The sequence below is a fragment of the Cupriavidus sp. LA-1 genome, assembly GCF_055385985.1.
Window position 1 is genome coordinate 2,015,658 of sequence record NZ_AP031388.1, and the last position, 24,384, is coordinate 2,040,041.

The following is a 24,384-nucleotide window of genomic DNA, read 5'->3' on the forward strand; positions in this document are numbered from 1 at the left end:
GGGCGATGAGAGAGAGAGAAGTGGCTCGTTACGGGAAGGATTTCAAGGACCGGGCGGTAGCGCGGTTGTTACCGCCGGAGAGTGCGGCGGTGGAAGTGGTTGCAAGGGAATTGGGTGTGGCAGTGGCCACGCTGGAGCGCTGGCGTGCGGACGCTATGTCCATGCCTGCTCGCGAGCGGGCATGGACAGCGGCGGCCAGGTTTGAGGCGGTGCTGGCGACGGCTGCGATGGAAGAGGCCAGCAAGAACGCCTGGTGCCGTGAGAACGGTGTGTATCCGCAGGAGTTGGAGCAGTGGCGTGCTGCCGCCACGCAGGCGCTGGCGGAGCCCGAGGATGCGCGCGCCACCCCTCGCGAGACGAAGGCCGATCGGCGCCGCATCAAGGAACTCGAACGCGAGCTGCGCCGCAAGGAGAAGGCGCTGGCTGAAGCCGCCGCCCTGCTGATACTCTCAAAAAAGCTAGAGGGCATCTTCCCGAAGGACAAGGACGAGGACGCATGATCGGCCTGGAAGATCGCCACACGATGGTCCGCCATATCGAAACCGCGCATGCAGGCGGCGCTCGCCTGCGCCTGGCGTGCGAGGTGGCTGGCATAACCGTGCGCACTCTGCAACGCTGGAAGGCCCACGATGGCTTGGTGGTCGGCGACCGCCGCCTCGGGGCCGAACGGCCCACGCCCGCGCATGCGCTGAGCATCGAGGAGCGCGAACGCATTCTGGCCGTCGCCAATGAGCCGCGCTTCGCCGACATGCCGCCGGCGCGCATCGTGCCCATGCTGGCCGATGAGGGTGTCTACTTGGCCAGCGAATCGAGCTTTGGTCGGGTGCTGCGGGCCCATGGGCAGACCCGGCATCGAGGACGCGCCAAGGCGCCGCGCCAGAGCCGTCCGCCCACCACGCACGTGGCCACGGGGCCGCGCCAACTGTGGTGTTGGGACATGACCTACCTACCGGCCGAGGTCGCCGGGCGCTGGTTTTATCTGTACCTCATCCTGGACGTGTACAGCCGCAAGATCGTGGGCTTCGAGGTCCACGATCGCGACGACGCCGATCACGCGGCGCATCTGGTCAAGCGCACGGCGCTGGCCGAGGGCATTCATGCCATGGCGGCCAAGCCGGTGTTGCACGGAGACAATGGTGCCACGCTCAAGGCCACCACGGTGCTGGCGATGTTGCACTGGCTGGGCGTCAAGCCTTCGTACTCGCGTCCGCGGGTGAGCGACGATAATGCCTTCGTGGAAAGCCTCTTCCGCACGGCCAAGTACCGGCCGGAGTTCCCGTCCAAGGGCTTTGCCGATCTGACTGCGGCGCGTACTTGGGCGGCGCACTTCGTCCACTGGTACAACCACGAGCATCGACACAGCGGCATCCGCTATGTGAGTCCGGCACAGCGCCACGCCGGACAAGATGAAAAGATTCTCGCCGCGCGCCATGAGCTGTACGCCAAGGCCCGAGAGAGCAACCCGCGTCGCTGGTCACGCCACACGCGAGATTGGTCGCCAATCGGGACGGTCACGCTCAACCCCGAGCGCGAGATTGCCGTGCCCACCCGTATCAAGCCAGGCGCGGAAAACCAGCGTTTGGCTGCATGAATGAGGCGACATCTACCTTGACGCGCGCCGGAAGTGCGCCGCCCAAGTACGCGCCGCAGTCAGATCGGCAAAGCCCTTGGACGGGAACTCCGGCCGGTACTTGGCCGTGCGGAAGAGGCTTTCCACGAAGGCATTATCGTCGCTCACCCGCGGACGCGAGTACGAAGGCTTGACGCCCAGCCAGTGCAACATCGCCAGCACCGTGGTGGCCTTGAGCGTGGCACCATTGTCTCCGTGCAACACCGGCTTGGCCGCCATGGCATGAATGCCCTCGGCCAGCGCCGTGCGCTTGACCAGATGCGCCGCGTGATCGGCGTCGTCGCGATCGTGGACCTCGAAGCCCACGATCTTGCGGCTGTACACGTCCAGGATGAGGTACAGATAAAACCAGCGCCCGGCGACCTCGGCCGGTAGGTAGGTCATGTCCCAACACCACAGTTGGCGCGGCCCCGTGGCCACGTGCGTGGTGGGCGGACGGCTCTGGCGCGGCGCCTTGGCGCGTCCTCGATGCCGGGTCTGCCCATGGGCCCGCAGCACCCGACCAAAGCTCGATTCGCTGGCCAAGTAGACACCCTCATCGGCCAGCATGGGCACGATGCGCGCCGGCGGCATGTCGGCGAAGCGCGGCTCATTGGCGACGGCCAGAATGCGTTCGCGCTCCTCGATGCTCAGCGCATGCGCGGGCGTGGGCCGTTCGGCCCCGAGGCGGCGGTCGCCGACCACCAAGCCATCGTGGGCCTTCCAGCGTTGCAGAGTGCGCACGGTTATGCCAGCCACCTCGCACGCCAGGCGCAGGCGAGCGCCGCCTGCATGCGCGGTTTCGATATGGCGGACCATCGTGTGGCGATCTTCCAGGCCGATCATGCGTCCTCGTCCTTGTCCTTCGGGAAGATGCCCTCTAGCTTTTTTGAGAGTATCAGCAGGGCGGCGGCTTCAGCCAGCGCCTTCTCCTTGCGGCGCAGCTCGCGTTCGAGTTCCTTGATGCGGCGCCGATCGGCCTTCGTCTCGCGAGGGGTGGCGCGCGCATCCTCGGGCTCCGCCAGCGCCTGCGTGGCGGCAGCACGCCACTGCTCCAACTCCTGCGGATACACACCGTTCTCACGGCACCAGGCGTTCTTGCTGGCCTCTTCCATCGCAGCCGTCGCCAGCACCGCCTCAAACCTGGCCGCCGCTGTCCATGCCCGCTCGCGAGCAGGCATGGACATAGCGTCCGCACGCCAGCGCTCCAGCGTGGCCACTGCCACACCCAATTCCCTTGCAACCACTTCCACCGCCGCACTCTCCGGCGGTAACAACCGCGCTACCGCCCGGTCCTTGAAATCCTTCCCGTAACGAGCCACTTCTCTCTCTCATCGCCCCCAGGGTTCAAATTCTATCGGGGCGACATCTATTCTGCCGCGGGGGGGAGCTGAATGGGACCTATCAGTTCATTGCGAACAATATGACCGGCGTGATGGTGTCCTATACCAAGGCAGACTTTGATGTCCCAGGCTCAAGTTACGGACCGGCCTGGTGGCACTTCGGTCTGGGTAACCTCTACACGCTTTCCAAGCGCACCGATATCTATGCCGCATTGGGCTACCAACGCGCCACTGGCCAGAACAACGTTGCCGTGATGGGGCAAACCATCGCTTCGGGACGTACGCAGGTTAGCGCCGTCGTCGGCTTGCGCCACCGCTTCTAATCGGGTTGGCCTCGCGGTGGAGTTCGTCGGGACTTCGGTTGCGGGGCCTTAGTCGAAGGTTGTGTGCAGGAACGCGGTCTGCCCACGGGGCGGCGACGATTGCCGGTCCGGCATTCTGACACCACGTTCCCGCCCATCCCTTCAACTTCAGTCAACAGAACTTATTTGCAGGGACGCTCGCAGATGCATATTGAGGGTCATTTCGATCCTGCCACCAGCACGATCAGCTACCTCGTGCTTGACACGACCTCAATGCAGTGCGCACTGATTGATCCGCTGCTTGACTACGATGCGAAATCGGGGCGTACCTCGACTGTGCATGCTGATCGCCTCGCCATGCGTGCAACCCAACTCGGCTGCGACGTGCAGTGGCTGCTGGAGACGCATGTGCATGCGGACCACCTCTCCGCGGGTCCCTATCTGAAGTCGCGCGTTGGCGGCAGGACGGCGATCGGGGCGCGCGTTCAGGAAGTGCTGCATGTGCTCGGCGACATATTCGATACCGGGGCTGAGTGCATGCAGGGCGGCAGCCGGTTCGACACTCTCCTGGAAGACGGAGAAACTTTCCGGATCGGAGCGCTCCATGCCGTCGCCATGCATACGCCCGGCCATACCCCGGCCTGCATGACATATGTGATTTCAGGTGCCGATGAGACGGTTGCTTTTGTCGGTGATACGCTATTCATGCCTGACTACGGGACCGCTCGCTGCGATTTCCCGGGAGGCAATGCCCGCCAGCTCTATCGTTCAATTCGGAAGGTTCTGAGTTTGCCGGTTGAAACGCGTCTTTACACGTGCCATGACTACCAACCGGATGGGCGAGCGTTGCGGTTTGTCACCACGGTCGCGGAGCAGCGCGAGAGTAACGTCCATGTCCGGGACGGGATCAATGAAGAGGACTTCGTGTCCATGCGCGAGGCGCGGGATGCTACGCTGAGCATGCCTGCGCTGTTTCTTCCGTCAGTGCAGGTCAACATGCGTGCGGGTCAGCTTCCGTCTCCGGAGGCGAATGGCATCCGATACCTCAAGATCCCTCTGAATACGTTTTAGCTTGCTCAAGTCCGGTGAGCCATCCAGGCACGCCCCCCAGGCGTGGAGCAATGGCGCCTTCGGTGTTGAGGCTCGCTGCCTATCGAAGATGCCGGCAATTCTCTTGCATGGATCGCGAAATGGCATCGCGAACCAGGTGAATCGGTGCCGACGAGGAAGGTTGTCGTCGCGTGCCAATATACAGTTCATGCGGAACCTCCGGCTCGACGATCGGGATGCCCTTGATCCCGACAACCTTTGCTAGTGGTTGCATGTATGCGGGGAACACGGCAATGCCGGAACCAGCCGCCGCCATGGCAATGCCTGCTGCAGCGGTAGATTCCTGGACGTCGGTCAGGTCAATGGATGGACCAAGGGAGGCGCGCAACTTCAGATAGTTGGACGCCTTTGTCATATACAGCCGCTCGCTAGTCAACTCGCTCCATTTCAGCTGGCGTCGTTTGCATAGGGAATGTCCGGCTGGCAGATAAGCAAACCAGCGCGACTCGAATAGCGGTTTCGCCTCGAACTCGTCATCGACTGGCAAGCTGACGCCGATCGCAATGTCGGCCTCGCCCGCCGCAAACGCCTCAAGGATCCCGCCTGCCGCCACGTCGAGCGGTTGTAGGCGCAACTGCGGAAACTCATTGTGGACGGCTTGCAGTGACTGTGTAAGCAAGATGCTAATCACACTGGGAGATGTGGCGATGCGCACGATTGCCTGGCCGGCCAATACGTCGAGCGCGTAGCGCTCCGCGGCATCCAGGTCCGCCAATACGCGCCGGGCAAACACCAGGTAGCCTCGGCCGGCATCGGTCAAGCGTTGGCGCCTCGTGGTGCGTTCCAGGACCTTAAAGCCTAGATTAAGGGAAGGGCGGGAATCCGACGTCATGTCGAATCGCAGCAGGTCGGCCTGAACGCGTTCGGGCCAGGCTGCGGCGATACCGAGACGTGCGCATTGCCAGTACTACTCCAGACGGATGTTGCCGTCTTTGATCAGATGGCGATAGAAGGCGTCATCGACGGCCAGCTGCCTGCTGAATTCGTCGGGGCCTTCAAAAGTCGGGTACTGGCTGTATTTCATCAGCTGCGCCTTGACGTCTGGTGCCTTCAGTACGCGTTCCGCTGCGGCTGCGTACTGGCTGACCAGTGCGGGTGGCGTGCCCTTGGGCGCGTACAGTCCATACCAGCTTGGCAGCGAGTAATCCAGGTTCAACTCGCGCAGGGTCGGCACATCGGGCAAATCCGGATGGCGCTCGGCGCCGGTCGATGCCAGCGCCTTGAGCTTTCCCGCCTTGATCTGCTGCAAGGCCACCGGGTCGTACAGGACGTCGATGCGGCCCGCCAGCAGGTCGTTCAGGGCCTCGGCCGAGCCCTTGTAAGGCACGTGCAGCATCTTGGCGCCGGTCTTGATGCTGACCACTTCACCTTGCAGGTGGGTGAGGGTGCCCAAACCGGCGGAGCCGAAGCTGGACTTGCCGCCGCTGGCTTTCGCATAGGCGATGAAATCGCGCATGTCCTTCGCCGGCAGGTCGCGCCGCGCGGCCACGATGCCAATGGTGGAGGTCAGCTTGGCGATCGGCACGAAGTCCTTGAACGGATCGTAGGGCACCTGGCGCAGGTGCGGCGTGATCACGTGCACGCCGGTCGGTGCCAGCAGCAGCGTGGTGCCGTCGCCGGCTGCCGCCGCCACGGCTTGCGCGCCGATGCTGCCGCCGGCTCCGCCCCGGTTCTCGACGACAAAGGTGGTGCCGGTATCGCGTGTCATGCGCTCGGCAAAAAGCCGCGCCAGGTTGTCGGCGTTGCCGCCCGCGGGATAGGGCACCACCACGCGCACCGGTCCCTTGGGCAGCGCGGCGGCTGCCCCGGCTGCCCCGGCCGGTGTGGAGGCGATCATGGTGCCCGCTAGGCCGAGCGCGGCCAATACTGTCTTGCATCTGCTTGTCATTTGCTGTCTCCTCACACGCCCCCGCGCATGCCGGGTCGGTTCAACGGCCGCTGTAGCTGGCGGCTCTCTTTTCGCGGAAGGCGCGCATCCCTTCCTGGGTGTCGTCGCTGTCTCGCACCACGTTGAGTTCGCGCAGGGCGTCCGCCATCAGCTCCGATGGTCCCTTCGGCATCACCGATTGCGCCACGAAGCGCTTGAGCGTCCTGAGCACCAGCGGCGCCGAGCGCGACAACTCGTTCGCCATTGCCATGGCGGCCTCCACCTGCTGCCCGACCGGCACCACATCGTTGACCAGGCCGGCATCGCGTGCGCGCTGCGCATCGACGGTTCGGCCCAGCAACATGATCTCCATGGCGAGCTTGTGTGGAATCCGAGAGGCCAGGCCGGCGATCATCCCGCCGGTAAAGCCCAGCCGCGCCTCCGGATAGGAAAACTTGGTGTTGTCCGCGGCGACGGCCAGGTCGCACATCATGTGCAGCACCATGGCGCCACCGACCACCCAACCGGCGGTCGCCGCAATGATGGGCTTGTCCGTGATGAAACCTGAACCGGGAATGCAGCGCCATAGCTCCGGCAGGTTGGTGACATCCGCGCCGGCCGAGAACGCATCATTGCCGGCGCCGGTGATCACCGCGATGCGCTGGTCGGATGCGTCGAATTCCTGGAAGCCCTGCTGCAGCAGTTCCGCTGTCTCTTTGCAGATGACGTTGCGCTTTTCCGGGCGGTTCAGCGTGAACAGCGTGACCTTGCCGTGCTGCTCGATCGTGACGATGCTCATTTCTTGTGTCTCCGTTCTTGATGCGATTAACAGGGAATTGCCGGTTCAATCCACGCGCACGCGCGCGTCCACGGCCACGCAGCCTTGCCCTTGCACGCGGACCTTGAGCGGATTGATCTCGATCTCGAAATCCCGCCTGCGCAGGGCGTCGGCCAGCCAGCCCATGCGTACCATGACGTCGGCCACGGCCTCGATATCGAGCGGGGGGCGGCCGCGGTAGGCCTGCAGCAGCGGTGCCACCTTGAGGCCCCGCAGCGCGGCCAGTGCCGTCTCTCGCGCCAGCGGTGCCGGCAGCACCGCGATATCGCGCAGCAACTCGACCAGCACGCCGCCGCTGCCCACCAGCACCTGCGGCCCGAACTGCGGATCACGTCTTACGCCGACGATCAGCTCAAGCTCGCCCGCTTCCTGCGTCTGCAGGTAGAAGCCCGTAACGCGGGGCTGCGGTAGGCTCGCGCCGATGCGCTGGCGCATCGCCTGAAGGCCTTCGCGCAGTGCGTCGGCATCGGCCACATTCAGCAGCACGCCGCCCACGTCGGACTTGTGCACGATGTCAGGCGACACCACCTTGGCCACCATCGGGAAGCCGATCGCATGGCTGCCCGCCACCGCGGCCTCGATGTCGGAAAACACCTGGCCGCGGTTCACCGGCACGCCGATTGCCTGCAGCAGCGCCTTGGATTCGGACTCGCCCAGCGCGCCGCTGACGTCAGGCAGGCTGGCGGGGTCGAATCCTGCCGGCTGCGGCGCCGGTGCCGCCTGCCACGCAGACCAGCGGCGCCAGCCCTCGACCGCCGCCACCGCTTCGCCCAAGCTGTTGGTGAACGGCACGCCGCATCCGAGCAGCGCCTTGCGCGCGTCCGTGGCGGCCGCGCCCGGCTGCATCACGAACAGCAGCGGCTTGCCGCTGTCCTGGCCGCCGGCGGCGAGCTGGCTGGTGATGGTGACCAGGTCCGGCGCGGTGGTCATCACCGCAAGGGCCAGGTCGGCGTGCGGGTCGGCCATGGCGATTTCGGTGGTCTTGAACCCTACGTCCACCGCCTCTGCGGCTTCCTCATACCGGCGACCGCCCAAGTCGACCGGGTTGTCCGCCTGGCCGGGGGAGTAATAGACCGACAGTGCGTCGCGAGTGGGCTTGGAGAATCGCGTCAGCGGAATGCCGGCTTCCGCCAGCCTGTCGGCGCTGAGCGCGCCGCCACCGCCGGAGGTGGTGACGATCAGCGCCTGGTCGACCGTCCTGCCCGGATATCGCGCCATCGCCGCCGCGAGCACCAGCATGGCGGCCGGGTCATCCAGCAGCAGCACGTTTTCCTGCCGGCAGACGGCCTGCAGGCTGGCGAAGTCGCCGGCCATGCTGGCGGTATGCGAAAACGCGGCCCGGCTGCCGTCGGCGGTCTTGCCCGCCTTGACCGCCAGCCAGGGCTTGCCTGCGGCGCGGGCGCGGCGCGCCAGCTGCACGAAGCGCTCCGGCGACTTGATGCCTTCGATATAGGTGCAGATCACTCGCGTGCGCGGGTCGGCGATCAGGAACTCGACAAAGTCGCACAGCTCCAGGTCGGCCTGATTGCCGACGGACACGCAGTGCGTAAAGCCGATGCCGATCTCGTAGGCGCGGTCGAACAGCGTCGCCATCAGCGCGCCGCTCTGGCTGACAAGGCCGATCGGGCTCTCGATCAGGCTCTCGACTTCCAGCGCGGGCGAGGAGCACAGCACCAGCTTGTTGGCCGGGCTGATCAGGCCCAGGCAGTTCGGGCCGATCAGCCGCATGCCGCGGGCATTGGCGATCTCAACGATCTCACGTTCGAGCGCGGCGCCCTCGGCGCCGGCGTCGGAGAACTTGGCCGTGATGATAATGCCGGCGCGTGCGCCGCGCGCGGCGCATGCCGCGATCTGTTCCTTTACCTTTGCCTGCGGCACGGCCATGATGACCATGTCCGGCGCGGCCGGGGTGGCGTCGATGCTGGGATAGGTCTTTAGGCCGAACAGCGTTTCGCGTGCCGGGTTGATCGGATAGACGGCGCCGTCGAAGTTGTGCTTGAGCAGCATGCGGTACAGGCGTCCGCCGAACTTGCCTTGGTCTTCGGACGCGCCGATCACCGCGACCGAGCGCGGATTCAGCAGCGCGGCCAAGTTGTCGGCGGAGGTGGTGGATAGGTTCATCTCTTGTCTCCTTCGCGATATTCGCGTCGTCTAGTTGTGTCGTGTCTTGCGGCGCCTGCCTGGTTTGCCGCCGGATCAGCGCTTCATTGACGCGCGGTAGGTCGCGATGCGCGCCTTTAGTCCTGGCCTGGCCGCCGAACGCACCAGCTCGGCCAATTGCGATGCCTGGGCCAGCGCGAGCGTGCCATGCCCGTCCAGCGTGGCCGCCTGGATGGCGGCGTGGGTGGAACGGTCAAGCCGGCGCGCGCGTGCAGCCAGTGCCGCCAGCGCCGCAGCGCGGTCCTCCTGCGCCACGAGCGTCGCGAATCCGGCGGCAACGGCGGGTTCGGCACTGACCACGGCGCCGCCAGCAATCCACTCGCGCGCCCGCGCCGGGCCTACCAGCGCAGCCAGCCGGGCACTGCCCAGCACCAGCCCGAACGCCGCACCCGGAAAGGCAATGCTGCTGCCAGGCGCTATCCAGCGTTGTTCGCACGCAGCAACCAGGTCCGCGCCGGCGCCCATGGCGCGGCCCCGCACCAGCGCCACGGTGCTGAAAGGCGCGGCATGCACGGCCTGCAGCAGGAGTTCGACACGGATGAAGCGCGACAGCAGCGAATCGTCGCTCTCGCTGTCGAGGTCGCCGAGGTCGAAGCCGGTGCAGAAATGCGGGCCGTTCCCGGCGAGCACTAGCAGGCGGGTGCCGTCATCGTGGCAGGCCTGCACGGCGCCGGCCAGTGCCGCCACCAGGCCAGCGGAAAGCGCGTTGCCGCGCTCGGGCCGGTCCAGCGTCAGCGTGGTCATGTCGTCCTGCTTTTCAACCAGCAGCCCGTCCAGATTCCCCGGGAGGGGGGGCGCCTGATCCTGCGTCATGCTGTCGGCGCGGCCCAGAGATTGGGCACGAACGCATTGGCATAGCCCGAGACAAAGGGCTTTACGGCACCGGTGGCGACGTCGAAGACATGACGCCGGATGCGGCCGATATTGCCGCCATACAGATGGATGCTGATCGAGACGCGGTCGTCATAGGCGTTGCGCACGCGATGCACATCGCCAAGCGTGGGAGAGACCGCTGCCACCTGGCCTGCCGACAGGCGCTCCGGCTCCCCGTCGGGTACCATCCGGCCGCCTTCGTCGCGATAGCGCTGATCGATTTCGGCGCCGCGCAGCACGCCGATCAGGCCCCATACGGTGTGGTCATGCACGGGCGTTTGATGGCCCGGGCCCCAGACGAAACTGACGAGCGAGAACCGGTCGAGCGGATCGCAGTAGAGCAGATGCTGCTGGTAGTAATCGGGATGTGGCTGCGCCATCTCCGCCGGCAGCCAGTCGTCATGCGCGACCAGCGCCTGCAGCGGTGCGGTGGCGGCGCCCAGCAACTGGGCTTCGTCTTGGCCGCGGGTGCCGGCCTGTTGCGTCAGCCGGCTGACGGTGGCGACGAATTCCCGCAGCCGTTCGATGTTGTGCGTCACGATGCCTCCGTCGGGGAGATCGGGATGACGTCGGAGTCCTGGTAGCGCGCACGCACGTCCTCGCTGTGCTCGCCAAGGGCGGGCGGATCGCGGCGGATCGGCAAGCCCATGCCATCGAACCGCAGCGGCGAGGCAAAAGTACGCGTCCGGATGCCGCCGGGCAGGGTCAGCGGACGCACCCATGCCATGTGCTCGACCTGAGGGTCGGCCAGCGCGGCCGCGTAGTCGTTGATGCGCGCATGCGGCACGCCGGCCGCATTGAAAGCGGCAATCCAGTGCGCGACGCCAGCGCCTGTGAAGCGCGCTTCCAGCAGTGCCTTGAGTTCCTTCTGATTGGCGGCCCGGTCGCTGGTGGTGGCAAAGCGCGGATCCTGCGCAAGTTCAGGCATCTCCACCACTTCCAGCACCGCCAACCAGAGCTTGTGGTTGCCTGCCGCGATGGCGAAGTGGCCGTCGGCGGCGCGGTAGGCCTGGTAAGGCGCATTGCGCGGATGGGCCGAGCCCAGCTTGACCGGGCTCTTGCCGTTGCCGAAGTACTCGCTGGTCTGCAGCGCTGCGATGCCCAGCGTGCAGCCATACATTGGCACGTCGATATGCGTGCCTGCGCCACCGGCCCGCACGCGCGTCAGCGCACTGGCGATGGCGAAGGCGGCATAGAGGCCGGAGGCGAAATCGGCTAGCGGCACGCCGCACTTGACGGGCTCTCCGTCGGGCTCGCCGGTCACGCTCATCACGCCGGCCGCGGCCTGGATGGTCAGGTCGAAGCCGCCTTCGCCGGCGCGCGGCCCGCTCTGGCCATACGCAGAGATCGAGCAGTACAACAGCGTTGGCTTGTGCTCCCGCATGCTGGCGAAGCCAAGCCCAAGGCGGTCCATGACGCCAGGACGGTTGTTCTCGACCACGACGTCGGCGTCAAGGATCAATTGGCGCGCCAGCGCCGCATCGGCGGGATCCTTCAGGTTGAGCGCGACAGACTGCTTGTTGCGGTTCAGCGAGGCGAAGTTCTCGGAGAAGCCGTTGGAGAGCGGCGGCCACTGGCGCAAGGTATCGCCCTCGGGAGACTCCACCTTGACCACGTCGGCGCCCATGTCCGCGAGAAGCATGCCGCAAAACGGGCCGGCCGCTACCGTACAGAATTCCACTACCCTGACCCCTTTCAGGGGCAGGTCCTTCTCGTTGAGATCATCCATTGCCATGCCTTGGGACGGAGTTGCGGGCCCGAAGGATTCCGAGGCCCTCCACATTCCAGCGCCGGTTATACCGGGATGGAGTCCAGTGTAGGGATGTCCCAATACTGGGTACAACTGTTCCGCATTTGAGAACACATGCGCGCCGGGAGTACGATGTCGCCATCCGCTTCAACCAGGAGGGACCGCGCATGAACAACACCTTGATCAAGGGGCTGCATGTCATCGAGCTGCTGGCCCATAGCGATCGCCCACTCGGCCTCACCGAGATCGCCAGGCACCTGGGGGTGGCCAAGAGCAATGTGCATCGCCTGCTGCAGGCGCTGGTCGAACTGCATTATGTGATCCGCGATGAAGAGGGCATGGGCTACAGCGCCTCGATCAAGCTATGGGAACTCGGTTCCGCCGTGTTGTCCCGCCTGGACCTGCGGCGCCACGCAGAGGCCTGGATGGAGCGCCTGATGGAGGCCACCGACGAGAGTGTCCACCTGTCCGTGCTGGACCGGGGCGAGGTCGTGTACGTGCACAAGGTCGACAGCCCCAACCCTGTACGGGCCTATACGCAGATCGGCGGACGGGCGTTGGCGCACTGTGTGGCCACAGGGAAAGCCATGCTCGCGTTCCAGCCCGACGTCACACTGCAGCGCATGGCTGACTCGCTGGTCGCGGCAACGCCAGACAGCATCGTCGACCCAAAGTGCTTCCTGCAGGAGATGGAAAAAGTACGCAGGCGGGGGTATGCGGTCAACTGCGGCGAGTGGCGCGCATCAGTCTGCGGGGTCGCCGCACCGATCAGCGACGGCAACGGCCACGTGATCGCCGCGGTCGGGCTATCGGGGCCGGCGGCACGTTTCAAGCCCCAGAAGATCAAGGCGTTTGCGGAGCTGGTGCGCGAAGCGGCCAATGAGATCGCGATCGGGCTGGGTGGTTGCGACAGGCACAATGCGCTGTCGCTGGCCACCCGGAGCATGGTCGCGGTCAGACGTTGAAAAGGGCGCCCCTGGCGGGCGCCTCGCAGCTTCAGGCGACGTGCCGCGGCTGCAGTGCCGGCGGCTTGAACGCCGTCACCTCCGGCGGTTCGCCTTCGAAGCGCGCGACATCGACCAGGCACGTCTGTGCAATGCAACCCTGAGACAGGCCCGATGCGGGCCGGTCCAGCGTCAGCGCATTCGGGTTGCCATGCTTCTCGATGCCGTTGCTGCCGTCCGATGCCGACAGGACTGGGTCGAACCAGGCGCCCGTTGACAACTTGATCACACCCTGGCGGATGGCTGCGCTGATGACAGCGCCGGCCAGGCAAGTGCCGCGTTCATTCGAGACGCGCACCACGTCGCCGGCACAAATGCCGCGATTGGCGGCATCCGTTGGGTTGATCATCACCGGCTCGCGGCCGGCGACCTTGGTGGCGCGGCTGTAGGGACTATGGTCCAGCTGGCTGTGGAGGCGGCTGGCGGGCTGGTCCGACAGCATGTGCAGCGGCCAGCGCGCGGCGAGGTCAGCGCCAAGCCATTCCACCGGGGCAAACCATTGCGGGTGCCCAGGGCAGTCCGGCAGCCCGAAGTCCGCGATGGTCTGGCTGAAGATCTCGATCTTGCCTGACGGGGTGCGCAGCGGGTTGGCCCGCGGATCGCGGCGGAAACTGTCCAGCATGACGACCGACTGGCCGGGCAGGGCCATGTCGACCAGGCCCGCCTCCCAGAACGCATCGAACGCGGGGAGCGGCACGTCAGCCTGCGCGGCGCGGCCGATGCTTTCGCTATAGAGCCTGCGCAGCCAGCCTTGCGTATCCAGGCCGTCCGTGTAGCGCGCCTCCGCGCCGAGACTGCGCGCCAGGTCCGTGAAGATGTCGTAGTCATCGCGCGCTTCGCCGACGGGCTGCATCGCCTGGCGCATCGCCACCATGAAGCGCTCGCGCGTCGAATACCCGATGTCATCGCGTTCCAGCGTCGTGGTCGCGGGCAGCACAATGTCGGCCAGCTTCGCGGTCGCGGTCCAGAACGGCTCGTGCACGACGATCGTTTCCGGCTTGCGCCATGCGCGCAGCAACCGGTTCAGGTCCTGATGGTGATGGAAGGGGTTGCCCCCGGCCCAGTACACCATCCGGATGTCCGGATAGGTCAGCGTGCGGCCGTTGTACGTGAACGGTTCGCCTGGCTTCTCCAGCATGTCGGCGATGCGCGCCACGGGGATAAACGCCTTCACGCCGTTTTCTCCCTGAGGCAGGGTCGGGCCGGAGAAGCGGGGATTGGCGTTGCCGATCATATTGACCGCGCCGTAGCCGACGCCGAAGCCGCCGCCCGGGAGGCCGATCTGGCCCAGCATCGCCGCGAGCGTCACCAGCATCCAGAATGGCTGCTCGCCATGGTCGGAGCGCTGCAGCGACCAGGCGATATTGAGCATGGTCTGCGCCGCCGCCATCTCGCGTGCAAGCGCCGCGATGCGCGCGGCTGGCAAGCCGGTGATGCCGGCTGCCCAATGGGCGTCCTTGGCCTGTCCGTCCTGCCCGCCGCGCAGGTAGGCCGCGAAGCGGTCGAAGCCTACGCAATAGCGGTCGAGGAAAGCGAGGTCATGCAACCCTTCGGCGAGCAGCGTATGGGCCAGGCCGAGCATCAGCGCGGTATCGGTGTTAGGCCGGATGGCAAGCCACTCGAAGTCGGCGCCGGTGTCCAGGTCGTCGCGCACCGGGCTGATGTTGACGAAGCGGGTACGCGCCGCTGCCATCCGCCGCAACGCTCCAGGCACGTCGTGCTGGCCGGGGCCGCCGGCGCTGACCTGCGCATTCTTGGCCGGCACGCCGCCAAAGGTGACGAACATGCCGGTATGCCGGGCAAGCACATCCCACGATGTGTGGACCGTCATCAGTTCATCCATCGGGGCAACAATATGCGGCATCAGCACGCGCGCGGCACCCAGGCTGTAGGAGTCGGCATGGCGCACATAGCCGCCGATGGCGTTGAGGAAGCGGTGGATCTGGCTCTGGGCATGATGAAAGCGCCCGGCGCTGGACCAGCCATAAGATCCGCCAAAAATCGCTTCGTTGCCCCAGGTGCCGATGACGCGCTTCAGTTCGCCCGACACCAGCGTCAGCGCCTCATCCCAGCCGATCTCGACAAACGGCTCCTGCCCGCGGCGCTCCGGCCGGCTTCCCGGACCGTCATCGAGCCAGCTCTTGCGCACAGCCGGGCGCTTGACGCGCACCTGCGTGTCGCGGCAGGCTTCGAGCATGCCAGAGCCGATGCCGGAGGGCTGTGGGTCGGCCGGGATCGGCGTCAGCCTTGTCGCCTCGATCCCATTGCTTTCGACTTCATAAATGCCCCAGTGGGCCGCGGTATAGGTGCGCATTTGGAATGTGCCGGGATCTGTGAGGTAGCTTGTTGAGGGATCATTCGCCCTTGATGCCGATTGCCGGCAAAAGCTGTCTGTAGAATTTCTGGTCGGCCAGCAGCCCGCGGCGGAACTCTTCGGGCGACTGCCAGGAGGCAACCGAGTTGGCTTTCAGCATGACGGCCTGGATGTCCTTCTCGCCCAAAACCTGCCGCAGCGCTTGCGCGAGGCGATCCGTGATCTCTTTCGGCGTATCTTTGGGGACCAGGATGCCCCAGCCCGAGCCGCTTGCGGTGGTGATCTCCACCCCCACTTCCTTTAACGTCGGAACAGACGGCAGTTCCGGATGGCGGCTGCGGTAGAAGGTCGCGAGCGGCTTGAGCCTGCCCGCCTTGATCATGGCAACCGCCGCGCCGTCGATCACAAAATCGACATCGCCGGCCACCGCTGCATTGACCGCCAGCGCCGAACCGCGATATGGCACGTGCATCAGCTTCAGTCCAGCTTCGTGCGCCAACGTGCCGGCGTAGACGTGGCCCGCGGAGGCCTCGCCGGCGGAGCCGAACGTCAGTTTGTCCGGATGTCGCCTGGCGTACGCAATGAATTCCGTCAGCGTGTTGACCGGCAGTTCCTTCTTGACCGCCATGACGGCGATATAGTCGGCAACGCCGCCGATCGGCTGGAAGCTGTCCAGCGTGAATGGCAGATTGCGCAGATTGGGCAATACGGTAAAGGCGGAGGCTGCGCCGAGCAGCATGGTGTAGCCGTCTGGCGCCGCATTGGCGACGAACTCGGTGCCGACCTGCGTGGTCCCGCCAGGCTTGTCCTCGACCACGATATTGGCATTCAGCACCCTGGCCATCCGCTCCGCGATCAGGCGCCCCAGGATGTCAGAGGAACCGCCAGGCGGAAACGGTACGACCATCCGGATCGGCCGGTTAGGCCACTGCGCCTGCGCCGACAATGGCGGCGACCACCACAGGAACGGCACCATCATTGCTGCAAGGGCAAGGGTTCGGCACAGGCGGATCATGGGGCGACTCCGTTCTTGAGATCCCAACGCTGGGGGCAGGGAGATCATAGGGTCGTTCCATAATGCGTAGATAATGTTCCCATATGTGGAACCAGGTGCAACATCCCACGTATCGCTTGGCCGCGGGCCTCGAAGGCATTTTCATCCATGCCGCTTCGTCTCCAGCGATGCGCGAGGGGAAACCATCACTGTCGAAGCATGCAGTACGGTTCATGCGGCAACTTGTCCTGCTTGCCGTTGTCGGAGTAACCGAATCCACGGCCGCTATGTGCGCAAGCTGGAAGACCATCCAATGCTCGAGCAGCGGGTCGTTCTCACTATTGAGGTGCGTCGCTTCAAGTGTATGAACGCCAACTGCCCCCGTCGTACGTTTGCCGAGAATATTCACGCCTTGGCCGGTCGGTATCAGCGTCGTACGCGATCGCAGGCTCGGGCGTTGCACGCGCTGGGCCACGCCCTCGGTGGTGAGGCGGCGGCCCGGCTTGCTGACTTATTGGGCTGGCGCACCAGTGCCGACGCCGTGCTGCGGGAATTGCGCAGAGTACCTGAGCGCAAGCGCAAACCACGACCGCGGGTCGTCGGCATCGATGACTGGGCGATCGCGTGCGGTCACCAGTACGGAACGATCATCGTCGACCTGGAGCGACGTGAGCCAATCGAAGTGTTCGCCGGCAGGGAAGCCATTGCGGTGGCCGCGTGGATGCGTGTGCACCAATCGATCGAGATCGTCGCCAGGGACCGGGCCGGGGCCTATTCCGACGCTGTCGACATTGCGCTGCCGGCTCGAGGCGTGCCGGCACCCGCGGCGGTACTGCTGGCGGTAGACATGAAGGGACTAGCATGGAAGAGATCGCATGCGAAGCGCGCAGCACGGAATACGTGTCGGGTGTGGCCGGAGGGCACAGCGCAGGGGAGGCAGGCGCGATGTGGCGGGTAAGCCGCAGGCTTGCGACGAGACGCTTCGCAAAGGACGTAAAGATGCCAGATCGGCTCACCGCCCGTTGAGCGGTCAAATCTGATTTCTTTGCTTTGTCCGAAACCGTTGCCATAATGACGAAAAATGTGAAATCCGGGGCACAAAGCAGCGTGCAGCGCCGGAGTACGGGGTCGGATCTTCTGGAACATCATGGCTTTCAAGCAATCCATCCTGGCAGTGGCTGCCACGCCACGCGGCCGGCTGGCGACGCGCGTCGCGGGCGGCGTGGTCGTGGCGCTCGCGGTGTTTGGGCTGGCGGGGTATTTGGGCGGCCCGCCGCTGCTCAAACACCTGGTCGAAAAGAATGCGACCGAGGCGCTCGGGCGCAAGGTCACGCTGGGCAAGGCCCATGTGCGGCCGTTTGCGCTGGCGGCCACGCTCACTGACCTGACCATCTACGAGCGCGACGGCAAGACCCCGGCGCTGACGCTGGGTGAGGTTGAGGCCAATACCTCGGTGGCCTCGGTCTGGCACCTGGCGCCGGTGGTGGACAACCTGCATGTCGACCGGCTCGCCGTGCACGTGGTGCGTGGCGGCGACGGCCGCATGAGCTTTGCCGATGTCCAGGACAAGTTCGCGGCCCTGCCGCCCAAGCCCGCCGATGCCAAGCCGGCGCGCTTCTCGGTCAACAACATCGCGGTCACCGGCAGCAGCTTCAGCTATGACGACAAGCTGCTCAATACCAGCCTGCGCGTCGACAACCTGACGCTGACCCTGCCGTTCCTGTCCAACCTGCCGCATGACGTCGAAATCGTGACGCGGCCCACGCTGAGCGCGCAGGTCAATGGCACGCCGCTGGCGCTGGACGGCGAGGTGCTGCCCTTTGCCGATTCACGCCAGACGCGGCTGAACATCAACCTGGACGGACTCGAGGTGGCGCGCCTGATGGCGTTCGCGCCGCCGCTGCGCGATGCCGAGGTCAAGTCGGGCAAGCTCGATACGCGCCTGACGGTGGCGTTCCGCCAGCAGAAGGACACGCAGGAGATGGTGGTGATGGGCACCGCCGCGCTGCGCGATGCCGACGTGCGCACCCGCGCCGGGCAGCCGCTGGTCAAGAGCGGCCGCCTGGCGGTGGATATCGGCAGGCTCGAGCCGCTGGCGCACCGCGCGCAACTGCGCAGCGTGGAAATCGAAGGACTGGCGGTGGAGGCCGCGCGCCGTGCGGACGGCTCGCTGAACCTGGCCACGGCGTTCCTGCCGCAGGCGGCGAGCCAGTCCACCGATGGCGTGGCGCCAGCGCCGGCTCCCGCCGTGGCGCCGGCCTCGGCCCCGGCGGCAGCGTCGGGCGTGCAAGCCGCACCCGCGAAGACGGCGCCCAAGGACGAGCCGTGGCGCTATGCGGTCGACCGCATCGTCGTCAAGCAGGCCCGGCTGGGATTTGACGATGCGCTGGCGCCGTCGGGCCCGGGCAAGCTCGCGCTCGGTCCGCTCGATGCCGAGGTCAAGGGCTTTGCCGGCACCGACGGCGACAAGCCGGCACACATCGAGGCCACGCTGACCGTGGCCGATGGCCAGACCCTGCACCACACCGGCGACCTGCTGCTGCGCGAGGGCTCGATGGCCGGCACGCTGGAAACCACCGGGCTGCGGCCGCAGGGGTTTGCCGCCTGGTGGCCGCGCGAGCTGCGCAGCCAGTTCGGCACGACCGCGCTCAACGCCGAGCTGCATTACCGCATGGCATGGGGCACGCCGCCGTTCCAGTTCGTGCTGGAGAAATCGCGCCTGGAACTGGCGCCGCTCTATGTTGCCACGCGCGAGCCCGTGGTGATGCCGGCGTCCGCCGCCGCGGGCGGCAACGAGGCCGATGCGCAGCCCGCGGACAACGGCCGTGGCGCGCCGCGTGCCGGCCGCCGGGCGCGTGAGAGCGCCGCCGACCGCGACGGCGCCAACCTGCCGCTGCTGCAGGCCCGGAAGCTGGTGCTGGACGATATCCAGTTCGACCTCGCCAAGCAGACTTTTGCCACCAGCCAGGTCACGCTGGCGCAGCCGCAGATCGCGGCCACGCGCGACTATCGCGGCGAGCTGATCGAGATGGCGCGGCTGTGGACAACCGAATCCGCGCAGCAGGCGCGCGGCACGCCGCGGCGTGCTGAGCCGGCACCGGCGAAGGCGGCGGCCAGCGCCAATGGCGCGGCGGCGGGCGGCGGCTGGAAGGCCAATATCGGCAAGGTCGTGGTGGAAGGCGGCAGCGCCCGGCTGGCGGACTACCAGCCGGCCGAGGCCAACCGCGGCCGCCCGGTGATCCACCAGTTCCGCAATATCGGCCTGACCACCGGCGCCGTCGCCTGGCCGCTGACGCCGGCGGCGGTGCCAGTCAAGCTGCATGCCGAATCCGGTCGCAATGGCGTGATCGGCGTCGACGGCACGGTGTTGCCGGCGGTCCCCGCCAGCCGGCTGCAACTGGATCTGCGCCAGGTTGAGGTCAGCCCGCTGCAGCCGTACATGGCTGACCGCTTCAACGCGGCCCTGCGCACCGGCACGCTGACGGTCAAGGGCAAGCTCAATGTCGATGCGCCAGCCGGCAGGGCTGTCGCCGCGAATTTCAACGGCAACGTGCTGGCCGGCAATGTGCGCACGGTGGACCGCATCACCGGCGATGACTTCCTGCGCTGGCGCTCGCTGGCGGTATCGGGCATCGACTTTGCGATGGACGAGAGCAAGGGGCCGATGCGCGTGAGCCTGGGCAATGTCGCGCTGTCGGACTTCTATGCCCGCGTGATCCTGAACGCCAACGGCCGCCTGAACCTGCAGGACGTGATGGCCGGCGGCGCCGCCAAGGGCGAGGCCGCGCCGTCCACCAGCCTGACCCAGGCCAACCCGGCCTCGGCGCCGGCGACGCCGCCGGTGCAGACCGGCGACACGCGCACGGCCCAGGTCGCGCAGAAGCCGGGCGGGCCCAAGCCGCAGATGCGCATTGGCGGCATTTCGGTCGACAAGGGCAACATCAATTTCTCTGATTTCTTCGTCAAGCCCAACTACAGCGCCAACCTGACCGGCATGAAGGGCTCGGTGTCCAAGGTGTCGTCGGGCGATCCCACGCCGGCCGACCTGGTCCTGGATGGCCGCATCGACGACGACGCGCCGGTCAATATCAGCGGCAAGCTCAATCCGCTGGGCGAGCAGCTGTTCCTGGACATTGCCGCCAAGGCCTCGGGCGTGGAACTGACGCGGCTCACGCCCTACGCCGCCAAGTACGCCGGCTACCCGATCACCAAGGGCAAGCTGACCGTGGACGTGGCCTACAAGATCGAGAACGGCAAGCTCGATGCGCGCAACCACCTGTTCCTGGACCAGCTCACCTTCGGCGATCGTGTCGACAGCCCGGATGCGACCAAGCTGCCGGTGCTGCTGGCGGTGTCCCTGCTCAAGGACCGCAACGGGGTGATCGACGTGAACCTGCCGGTGTCGGGATCGCTGTCGGATCCGGAGTTCAGTATCGGCGGGGTGATTGTGCGCGTGATCGTCAACCTGCTGGCCAAGGCCATCACATCGCCGTTCTCGCTGATTGCGTCGGCCTTTGGCGGCGGTGGCGACGAACTGGGCTATGTCGAGTTCGCGCCCGGCACCGCGACGCTGACGCCGGCGGCGAAGGACAAGATCGCCAAGCTGGGCCAGGCGCTCAACGACCGGCCCTCGCTGCGGCTGGAAATCAGCGGCCGCATCGACCCGGCCACCGATGAGGCCGGCGCGCGCCGCGCGTGGCTGGATGCGCGCGTGGCCGAGCAGAAGCGGCGCGACCAGCGCACCAGCGCACAGGCGGGCGGCGAGGCTGGCGAGGACGAAGCCGGCGAGCAGGGCGCCGAGGTCAAGGTCTCGAAGGCGGAGTATCCCAAGTACCTGGAGCAGGTCTACAAGCGCACCTCGATGAAGAAGCCGCGCAACATCGTCGGCTTCGCCAAGTCCCTGCCGCCGGAGGAAATGGAAAAGCTGCTGATGGCCAACGCCACCGTCACCGATGCCGACCTGAAACGCCTGGCCGAAGCGCGCGCGCTGGCGGTCAAGCAGTCGCTCGAGCGCGAGGGCAAGGTGCCGGAAAGCCGGCTGTTCCTGACCGCGCCCAAGCTCAGTGCCGAGGGCATCAAGGACAAGGGCGCGCCCAACCGGGTGGATTTCTCCATCCGCGGGTAGCCCGGGTGGCGGCGCCGCAACCAGCGCCGCCACGGGCCCTGACCGGAAAACCGGTATGATTCGGCCCGGACAATCCGTTCCATAGCCGATTCAGGAGTGAGTTTTGCAGCAGGACCAAATCGAAGCCGACGTCGCCTTCAAGACCTGGGTATGCGTGATCTGCGGCTGGGTCTACGACGAAGAACAAGGCTGGCCGGAAGACGGCATCGCCCCCGGCACGCGCTGGGAAGACATCCCCGATGACTGGCGCTGCCCGGAATGCGACGTCGGCAAGGCCGAATTCGCGATGATCGAGCTGTAACGCGCAAGGCGCTTTTGCGGCGCCAGCGGACCCTGGCGGCTAGCTGTAGTGCCGCCGCTGCGCGGAACGGCAAAGCCCCGCGCGCTGGCGTTGTGCGGCGCAGCGCCGATAGCGCATCCGATACGGATGGCTGCAGCGCCAGATCGCCCGCAGCACGGTAATGAACAGCAGCGCCGCCATCACGGCGGCGAGCAGGCCGATCGACATAGCGGCCCTCCTCCCCAATCCCGCCTGTCCGACCCTTGCGGAGTCAGATCAGCAGCGGTAACGCTTCAAGCACCAATACCGCAACCAGCGCGCCGATCAGGGCACCCATGGTCCGGCAACTGATGCGCATGAATTTGGCGGTCACCGGGATCGAGCCCATGGCGATCACGCCTACCAGCGCCATCGGAATCAGGAATACAAGATCATGCGCGGTGAGGTGCATGGCGGTCTCCTGTCTCTCTTCTGTGAATCCAGTATAGGCAGTGTGTGCCGGCTGCACGGCCGCGCGCATCGGGATTGTCCCCAACCCGTGCCGGGCAGATGACGCCGCAGGTACCGATGCCAGCACATATGGCCCGCCGGGCGTTGCGCCGCGTACTCATGCCACGCCTTTTTCACCCTTTTGACCCCGAAGCGGGAAACCCGTGTCCTATGCTGAGCAAAGACGCGGGGCCTGTTCCCACTCAAGTCCGATGCCCCGCCGACCGAGAGAGAGACGGAGGTGGCTATGGAACTTCACATGCAATCGCACCACTACGTGCGACGACTGCCGGACTGGACCGCGGCAGCGGTGTCGGGGCTGGCGGCGGGCGCGCTGCTGCTGGTGCTGGAACTGTTCTGGTCGTCGATGGTGTCGGGCGTCAACCCCTGGGTTGCCACGCGCATGATCGCCGCGATCGTGATGGGACCGGAGGTATTGCAGACCTCGCTGTTCAGCGTTGGCACCGTGGCCGCGGCACTGGTGATCCACTTCGTGCTGGGCGCCGTGCTGGGGATGATCCTGGCGGCCATCATTGCACCCTTCACGCTGGACTCGAGCCTCGGCATGGCCATGCTGGCGGGTGCGATGTTCGGGCTGGTGGTGTACTTCTTCAACTTCCATGCGATGACGCGGGCCTTCCCCTGGTTTGTCGAGGTGCGCGGCTGGCATACCTTCATCGGGCACCTGATCTTCGGGATGGCGGCGGCGGCCTGCTACTGGAAGCTGGAAAGCAAGGACGTATCGCACTGACTGCACCGACATGACGGTTACGTTGCGCGCCGACCCTGCCCGGGCACGCGCGCACGGGCTGCGGCGGCCGGAACCAAGGGTTCCCGCCGCCGCTTTTTCTCGCGCTGCGCGCTTGTGCAGTGCGGCACCATTGCATTGGCATGTCGCCTTGCAGTGACCTGACGGCATGCACTAGTCTTATCTCTACCTGCGTGACTTGCGCATCCCTCGCCACGCGCGAGGAGGAGGGTGGATATGGCGTTGGCCATCGCACTCGTAGTCATGGTCGTCGCTTCGGTGCTCTTCCATTTCATGAGCCCGTGGTGGGCGACCCCGCTGGCGTCCAACTGGAAGCAGATGGACGATACGCTGACCATTACCCTCGTCATCACCGGCATTTTCTTCATCGGCATCAACCTGTTTGTCGGCTACATCGCCTGGCGCTACCGGCATGAGGCGCCACATCCCAATGGCGGCACCGGCCATCGCGCGTCCTACCACCCGGAGAACAGCAAGCTCGAACTGTGGCTGATCGGCGGCACCACGCTGGGCGTGGTGGCGCTGCTGGCGCCGGGCCTGTTCGTCTACGCCGACTACGTGCGCCCGCCGCGCGATGCCATGGTGATGGAAGTGGTGGGGCAGCAGTGGTCGTGGGCCTTCCGTTTTCCCGGCAAGAGCGGCCAGTTGGGGGCTTCCGATGCGCGCTTCGTCACCGGCGCAAATCCGCTCGGGCTGGACCCCGACGATCCGCGCGGCATGGACAATATCGTCATCGTAGGGCCCGAGGTGCACCTGCCGCTGAACAAGCCAGTCAAGGTGCTGCTGCGCTCCAAGGACGTGCTGCATGACTTCTACGTGCCGCCGTTCCGGGCGCGCATGAACATGGTGCCGGGCATGGTAACGTCGTTCTGGTTCACGCCGACGCAGGCGGGACGCTTTGAAATCCTGTGCGCGCAGCTGTGCGGCGTGGGACACTACAACATGCGCGGCACGGTGGTGGTGGAAGCGCCGGCCGCCTATGAGGCATGGCTGGCGAAGCAGCAGACCTTTGCCGTGACGCTGGCGAAGGCAGCAGCCCCGCCGGCGGCAATGGCCGCTGCCACGCCTGGCGCCGCCGGCGACGCCGGCACCATCGAGAAGGGCCGCGCGCTGGCGCAAAGCAAGGGGTGCGTCGGCTGCCACAGCATCGACGGCAATCCGGGCGTCGGGCCGACCTGGAAGGGCCTGTACGGCAAGACCGAGACCTTTGCCGACGGCAGCAGTGCCAAGGTCGATGATGCCTTCCTGCACGAGGAGATCACCGATCCGCAGGCGCGGCTGGTCAAGGGCTTCGGTCCGGTGATGCCGAAGCTGCCGGTGAGCGAGGACGAGGTGTCGGCGCTGATCGCCTATATCAAGTCAGCCGGCAGCGAAGCCGCTGCGGCAGGCACGGTTGCGCCGGCAGCGCCGGCGGAAATCCCCGCGGGCCCCGCTGCCGCGACCAGTGCCGCCACCACGGCAGCCGCGCCCGGGGCCGAGTCCGGCACCTATACGACTTCGACGGCCGTGGCCGTGCCGCCCTCGGCGGCGCCCGCGCCCGCCAGGAAGTGAGGAGAC

Annotated in this window: 20 protein-coding genes and 1 pseudogene; 9 read left to right on the top strand and 12 right to left on the bottom strand. The window is 66.2% G+C overall.

Annotated features, from left to right (window positions below):
• The first annotated feature begins 20 nt into the window (after nucleotides 1-20).
• Nucleotides 21-1,591, top strand: a protein-coding gene (locus ACZ5MJ_RS28285; RefSeq protein ID WP_464223491.1) for an IS3 family transposase whose coding sequence is annotated in 2 segments (ribosomal slippage) — nucleotides 21-450 and nucleotides 450-1,591 — 1,572 coding nt in all. Because the reading frame shifts where the segments join, the coding sequence is not laid out codon by codon here.
• Nucleotides 1,592-1,615: 24 nt separating this feature from the next.
• On the opposite strand, the pseudogene ACZ5MJ_RS28290 reads toward ACZ5MJ_RS28285, so the two are convergent.
• Nucleotides 1,616-2,931: pseudogene (locus ACZ5MJ_RS28290) on the bottom strand (IS3 family transposase); the annotation flags it as partial.
• Between the two features lie 101 nt (nucleotides 2,932-3,032).
• Between ACZ5MJ_RS28290 and ACZ5MJ_RS28295 the strand changes: the two are divergent.
• Both ACZ5MJ_RS28295 and ACZ5MJ_RS28300 read left to right on the top strand, forming a co-directional pair.
• On the top strand, nucleotides 3,033-3,275 hold the full coding sequence (locus tag ACZ5MJ_RS28295; RefSeq protein ID WP_464224249.1) for a hypothetical protein: 243 nt from the start codon (nucleotides 3,033-3,035) through the stop codon (nucleotides 3,273-3,275).
• Nucleotides 3,276-3,458: 183 nt separating this feature from the next.
• Nucleotides 3,459-4,325 (top strand): MBL fold metallo-hydrolase, encoded by an 867-nt coding sequence (locus ACZ5MJ_RS28300; protein WP_464224250.1) that lies wholly within the window; start codon nucleotides 3,459-3,461, stop codon nucleotides 4,323-4,325.
• Nucleotides 4,326-4,404: 79 nt separating this feature from the next.
• Here the strand turns inward: ACZ5MJ_RS28300 and ACZ5MJ_RS28305 are convergent, their stop codons facing one another.
• From ACZ5MJ_RS28305 to ACZ5MJ_RS28335, 7 genes are all read right to left on the bottom strand, one after another.
• Entirely contained in the window at nucleotides 4,405-5,124 is a 720-nt protein-coding gene (locus ACZ5MJ_RS28305) for a LysR substrate-binding domain-containing protein (protein WP_464224251.1), read from the bottom strand.
• Nucleotides 5,125-5,271: 147 nt separating this feature from the next.
• Nucleotides 5,272-6,252, bottom strand: coding sequence for a Bug family tripartite tricarboxylate transporter substrate binding protein (locus tag ACZ5MJ_RS28310; protein WP_464224252.1), 981 nt, complete (start codon nucleotides 6,250-6,252; stop codon nucleotides 5,272-5,274).
• 40 nt (nucleotides 6,253-6,292) lie between these two features.
• Nucleotides 6,293-7,030, bottom strand: coding sequence for an enoyl-CoA hydratase/isomerase family protein (locus ACZ5MJ_RS28315; RefSeq protein ID WP_464224253.1), 738 nt, complete (start codon nucleotides 7,028-7,030; stop codon nucleotides 6,293-6,295).
• Between the two features lie 45 nt (nucleotides 7,031-7,075).
• A complete protein-coding gene (locus tag ACZ5MJ_RS28320; protein ID WP_464224254.1) occupies nucleotides 7,076-9,190 on the bottom strand; it encodes an acetate--CoA ligase family protein in 2,115 nt (704 codons plus the stop codon).
• 75 nt (nucleotides 9,191-9,265) lie between these two features.
• Entirely contained in the window at nucleotides 9,266-10,042 is a 777-nt protein-coding gene (locus tag ACZ5MJ_RS28325) for an enoyl-CoA hydratase/isomerase family protein (protein WP_464224255.1), read from the bottom strand.
• On the bottom strand, nucleotides 10,039-10,641 hold the full coding sequence (locus tag ACZ5MJ_RS28330; RefSeq protein ID WP_464224256.1) for a cysteine dioxygenase family protein: 603 nt from the start codon (nucleotides 10,639-10,641) through the stop codon (nucleotides 10,039-10,041). Before ACZ5MJ_RS28330 ends, ACZ5MJ_RS28325 begins: the two co-directional genes overlap by 4 nt.
• A complete protein-coding gene (locus tag ACZ5MJ_RS28335; protein ID WP_464224258.1) occupies nucleotides 10,638-11,831 on the bottom strand; it encodes a CaiB/BaiF CoA transferase family protein in 1,194 nt (397 codons plus the stop codon). Before ACZ5MJ_RS28335 ends, ACZ5MJ_RS28330 begins: the two co-directional genes overlap by 4 nt.
• A gap of 188 nt (nucleotides 11,832-12,019) precedes the next feature.
• On the opposite strand from ACZ5MJ_RS28335, the gene ACZ5MJ_RS28340 reads away from it, so the two are divergent.
• Entirely contained in the window at nucleotides 12,020-12,817 is a 798-nt protein-coding gene (locus ACZ5MJ_RS28340) for an IclR family transcriptional regulator (RefSeq protein ID WP_464224259.1), read from the top strand.
• A 31-nt stretch (nucleotides 12,818-12,848) separates the two neighbouring features.
• Here the strand turns inward: ACZ5MJ_RS28340 and ACZ5MJ_RS28345 are convergent, their stop codons facing one another.
• Both ACZ5MJ_RS28345 and ACZ5MJ_RS28350 read right to left on the bottom strand, forming a co-directional pair.
• Entirely contained in the window at nucleotides 12,849-15,170 is a 2,322-nt protein-coding gene (locus ACZ5MJ_RS28345; protein ID WP_464224260.1) for a molybdopterin guanine dinucleotide-containing S/N-oxide reductase, read from the bottom strand.
• A gap of 40 nt (nucleotides 15,171-15,210) precedes the next feature.
• Complete coding sequence (locus ACZ5MJ_RS28350) at nucleotides 15,211-16,185, bottom strand: Bug family tripartite tricarboxylate transporter substrate binding protein (protein ID WP_464224262.1); 975 nt, start codon at nucleotides 16,183-16,185, stop codon at nucleotides 15,211-15,213.
• A 268-nt stretch (nucleotides 16,186-16,453) separates the two neighbouring features.
• Between ACZ5MJ_RS28350 and ACZ5MJ_RS28355 the strand changes: the two genes are divergently transcribed.
• The 3 genes from ACZ5MJ_RS28355 to ACZ5MJ_RS28365 all read left to right on the top strand — a co-directional run bounded on the left by ACZ5MJ_RS28355 (nucleotide 16,454) and on the right by ACZ5MJ_RS28365 (nucleotide 21,590).
• Entirely contained in the window at nucleotides 16,454-17,122 is a 669-nt protein-coding gene (locus ACZ5MJ_RS28355) for a transposase (RefSeq protein ID WP_464224263.1), read from the top strand.
• Nucleotides 17,123-17,311: 189 nt separating this feature from the next.
• Complete coding sequence (locus ACZ5MJ_RS28360; protein WP_464224264.1) at nucleotides 17,312-21,289, top strand: DUF748 domain-containing protein; 3,978 nt, start codon at nucleotides 17,312-17,314, stop codon at nucleotides 21,287-21,289.
• A 103-nt stretch (nucleotides 21,290-21,392) separates the two neighbouring features.
• Nucleotides 21,393-21,590, top strand: coding sequence for a rubredoxin (locus ACZ5MJ_RS28365; RefSeq protein WP_464224265.1), 198 nt, complete (start codon nucleotides 21,393-21,395; stop codon nucleotides 21,588-21,590).
• A 39-nt stretch (nucleotides 21,591-21,629) separates the two neighbouring features.
• Here ACZ5MJ_RS28365 and ACZ5MJ_RS28370 read toward each other — a convergent pair whose 3' ends face one another.
• Nucleotides 21,630-21,797, bottom strand: coding sequence for a hypothetical protein (locus ACZ5MJ_RS28370; protein ID WP_464224266.1), 168 nt, complete (start codon nucleotides 21,795-21,797; stop codon nucleotides 21,630-21,632).
• 43 nt (nucleotides 21,798-21,840) lie between these two features.
• Nucleotides 21,841-22,020 carry a hypothetical protein gene (locus ACZ5MJ_RS28375; RefSeq protein WP_464224267.1) on the bottom strand — a complete coding sequence of 60 codons (180 nt, stop codon included), beginning with the start codon at nucleotides 22,018-22,020 and terminating at the stop codon, nucleotides 21,841-21,843.
• A 285-nt stretch (nucleotides 22,021-22,305) separates the two neighbouring features.
• Between ACZ5MJ_RS28375 and ACZ5MJ_RS28380 the strand changes: the two genes are divergently transcribed.
• Both ACZ5MJ_RS28380 and ACZ5MJ_RS28385 read left to right on the top strand, forming a co-directional pair.
• A complete protein-coding gene (locus ACZ5MJ_RS28380) occupies nucleotides 22,306-22,809 on the top strand; it encodes a hypothetical protein (protein ID WP_464224269.1) in 504 nt (167 codons plus the stop codon).
• A 234-nt stretch (nucleotides 22,810-23,043) separates the two neighbouring features.
• Nucleotides 23,044-24,378: a cytochrome c oxidase subunit II gene (locus ACZ5MJ_RS28385; RefSeq protein WP_464224271.1), complete on the top strand. Its 1,335-nt coding sequence runs from the start codon at nucleotides 23,044-23,046 to the stop codon at nucleotides 24,376-24,378.
• Nucleotides 24,379-24,384: the final 6 nt, after the last annotated feature.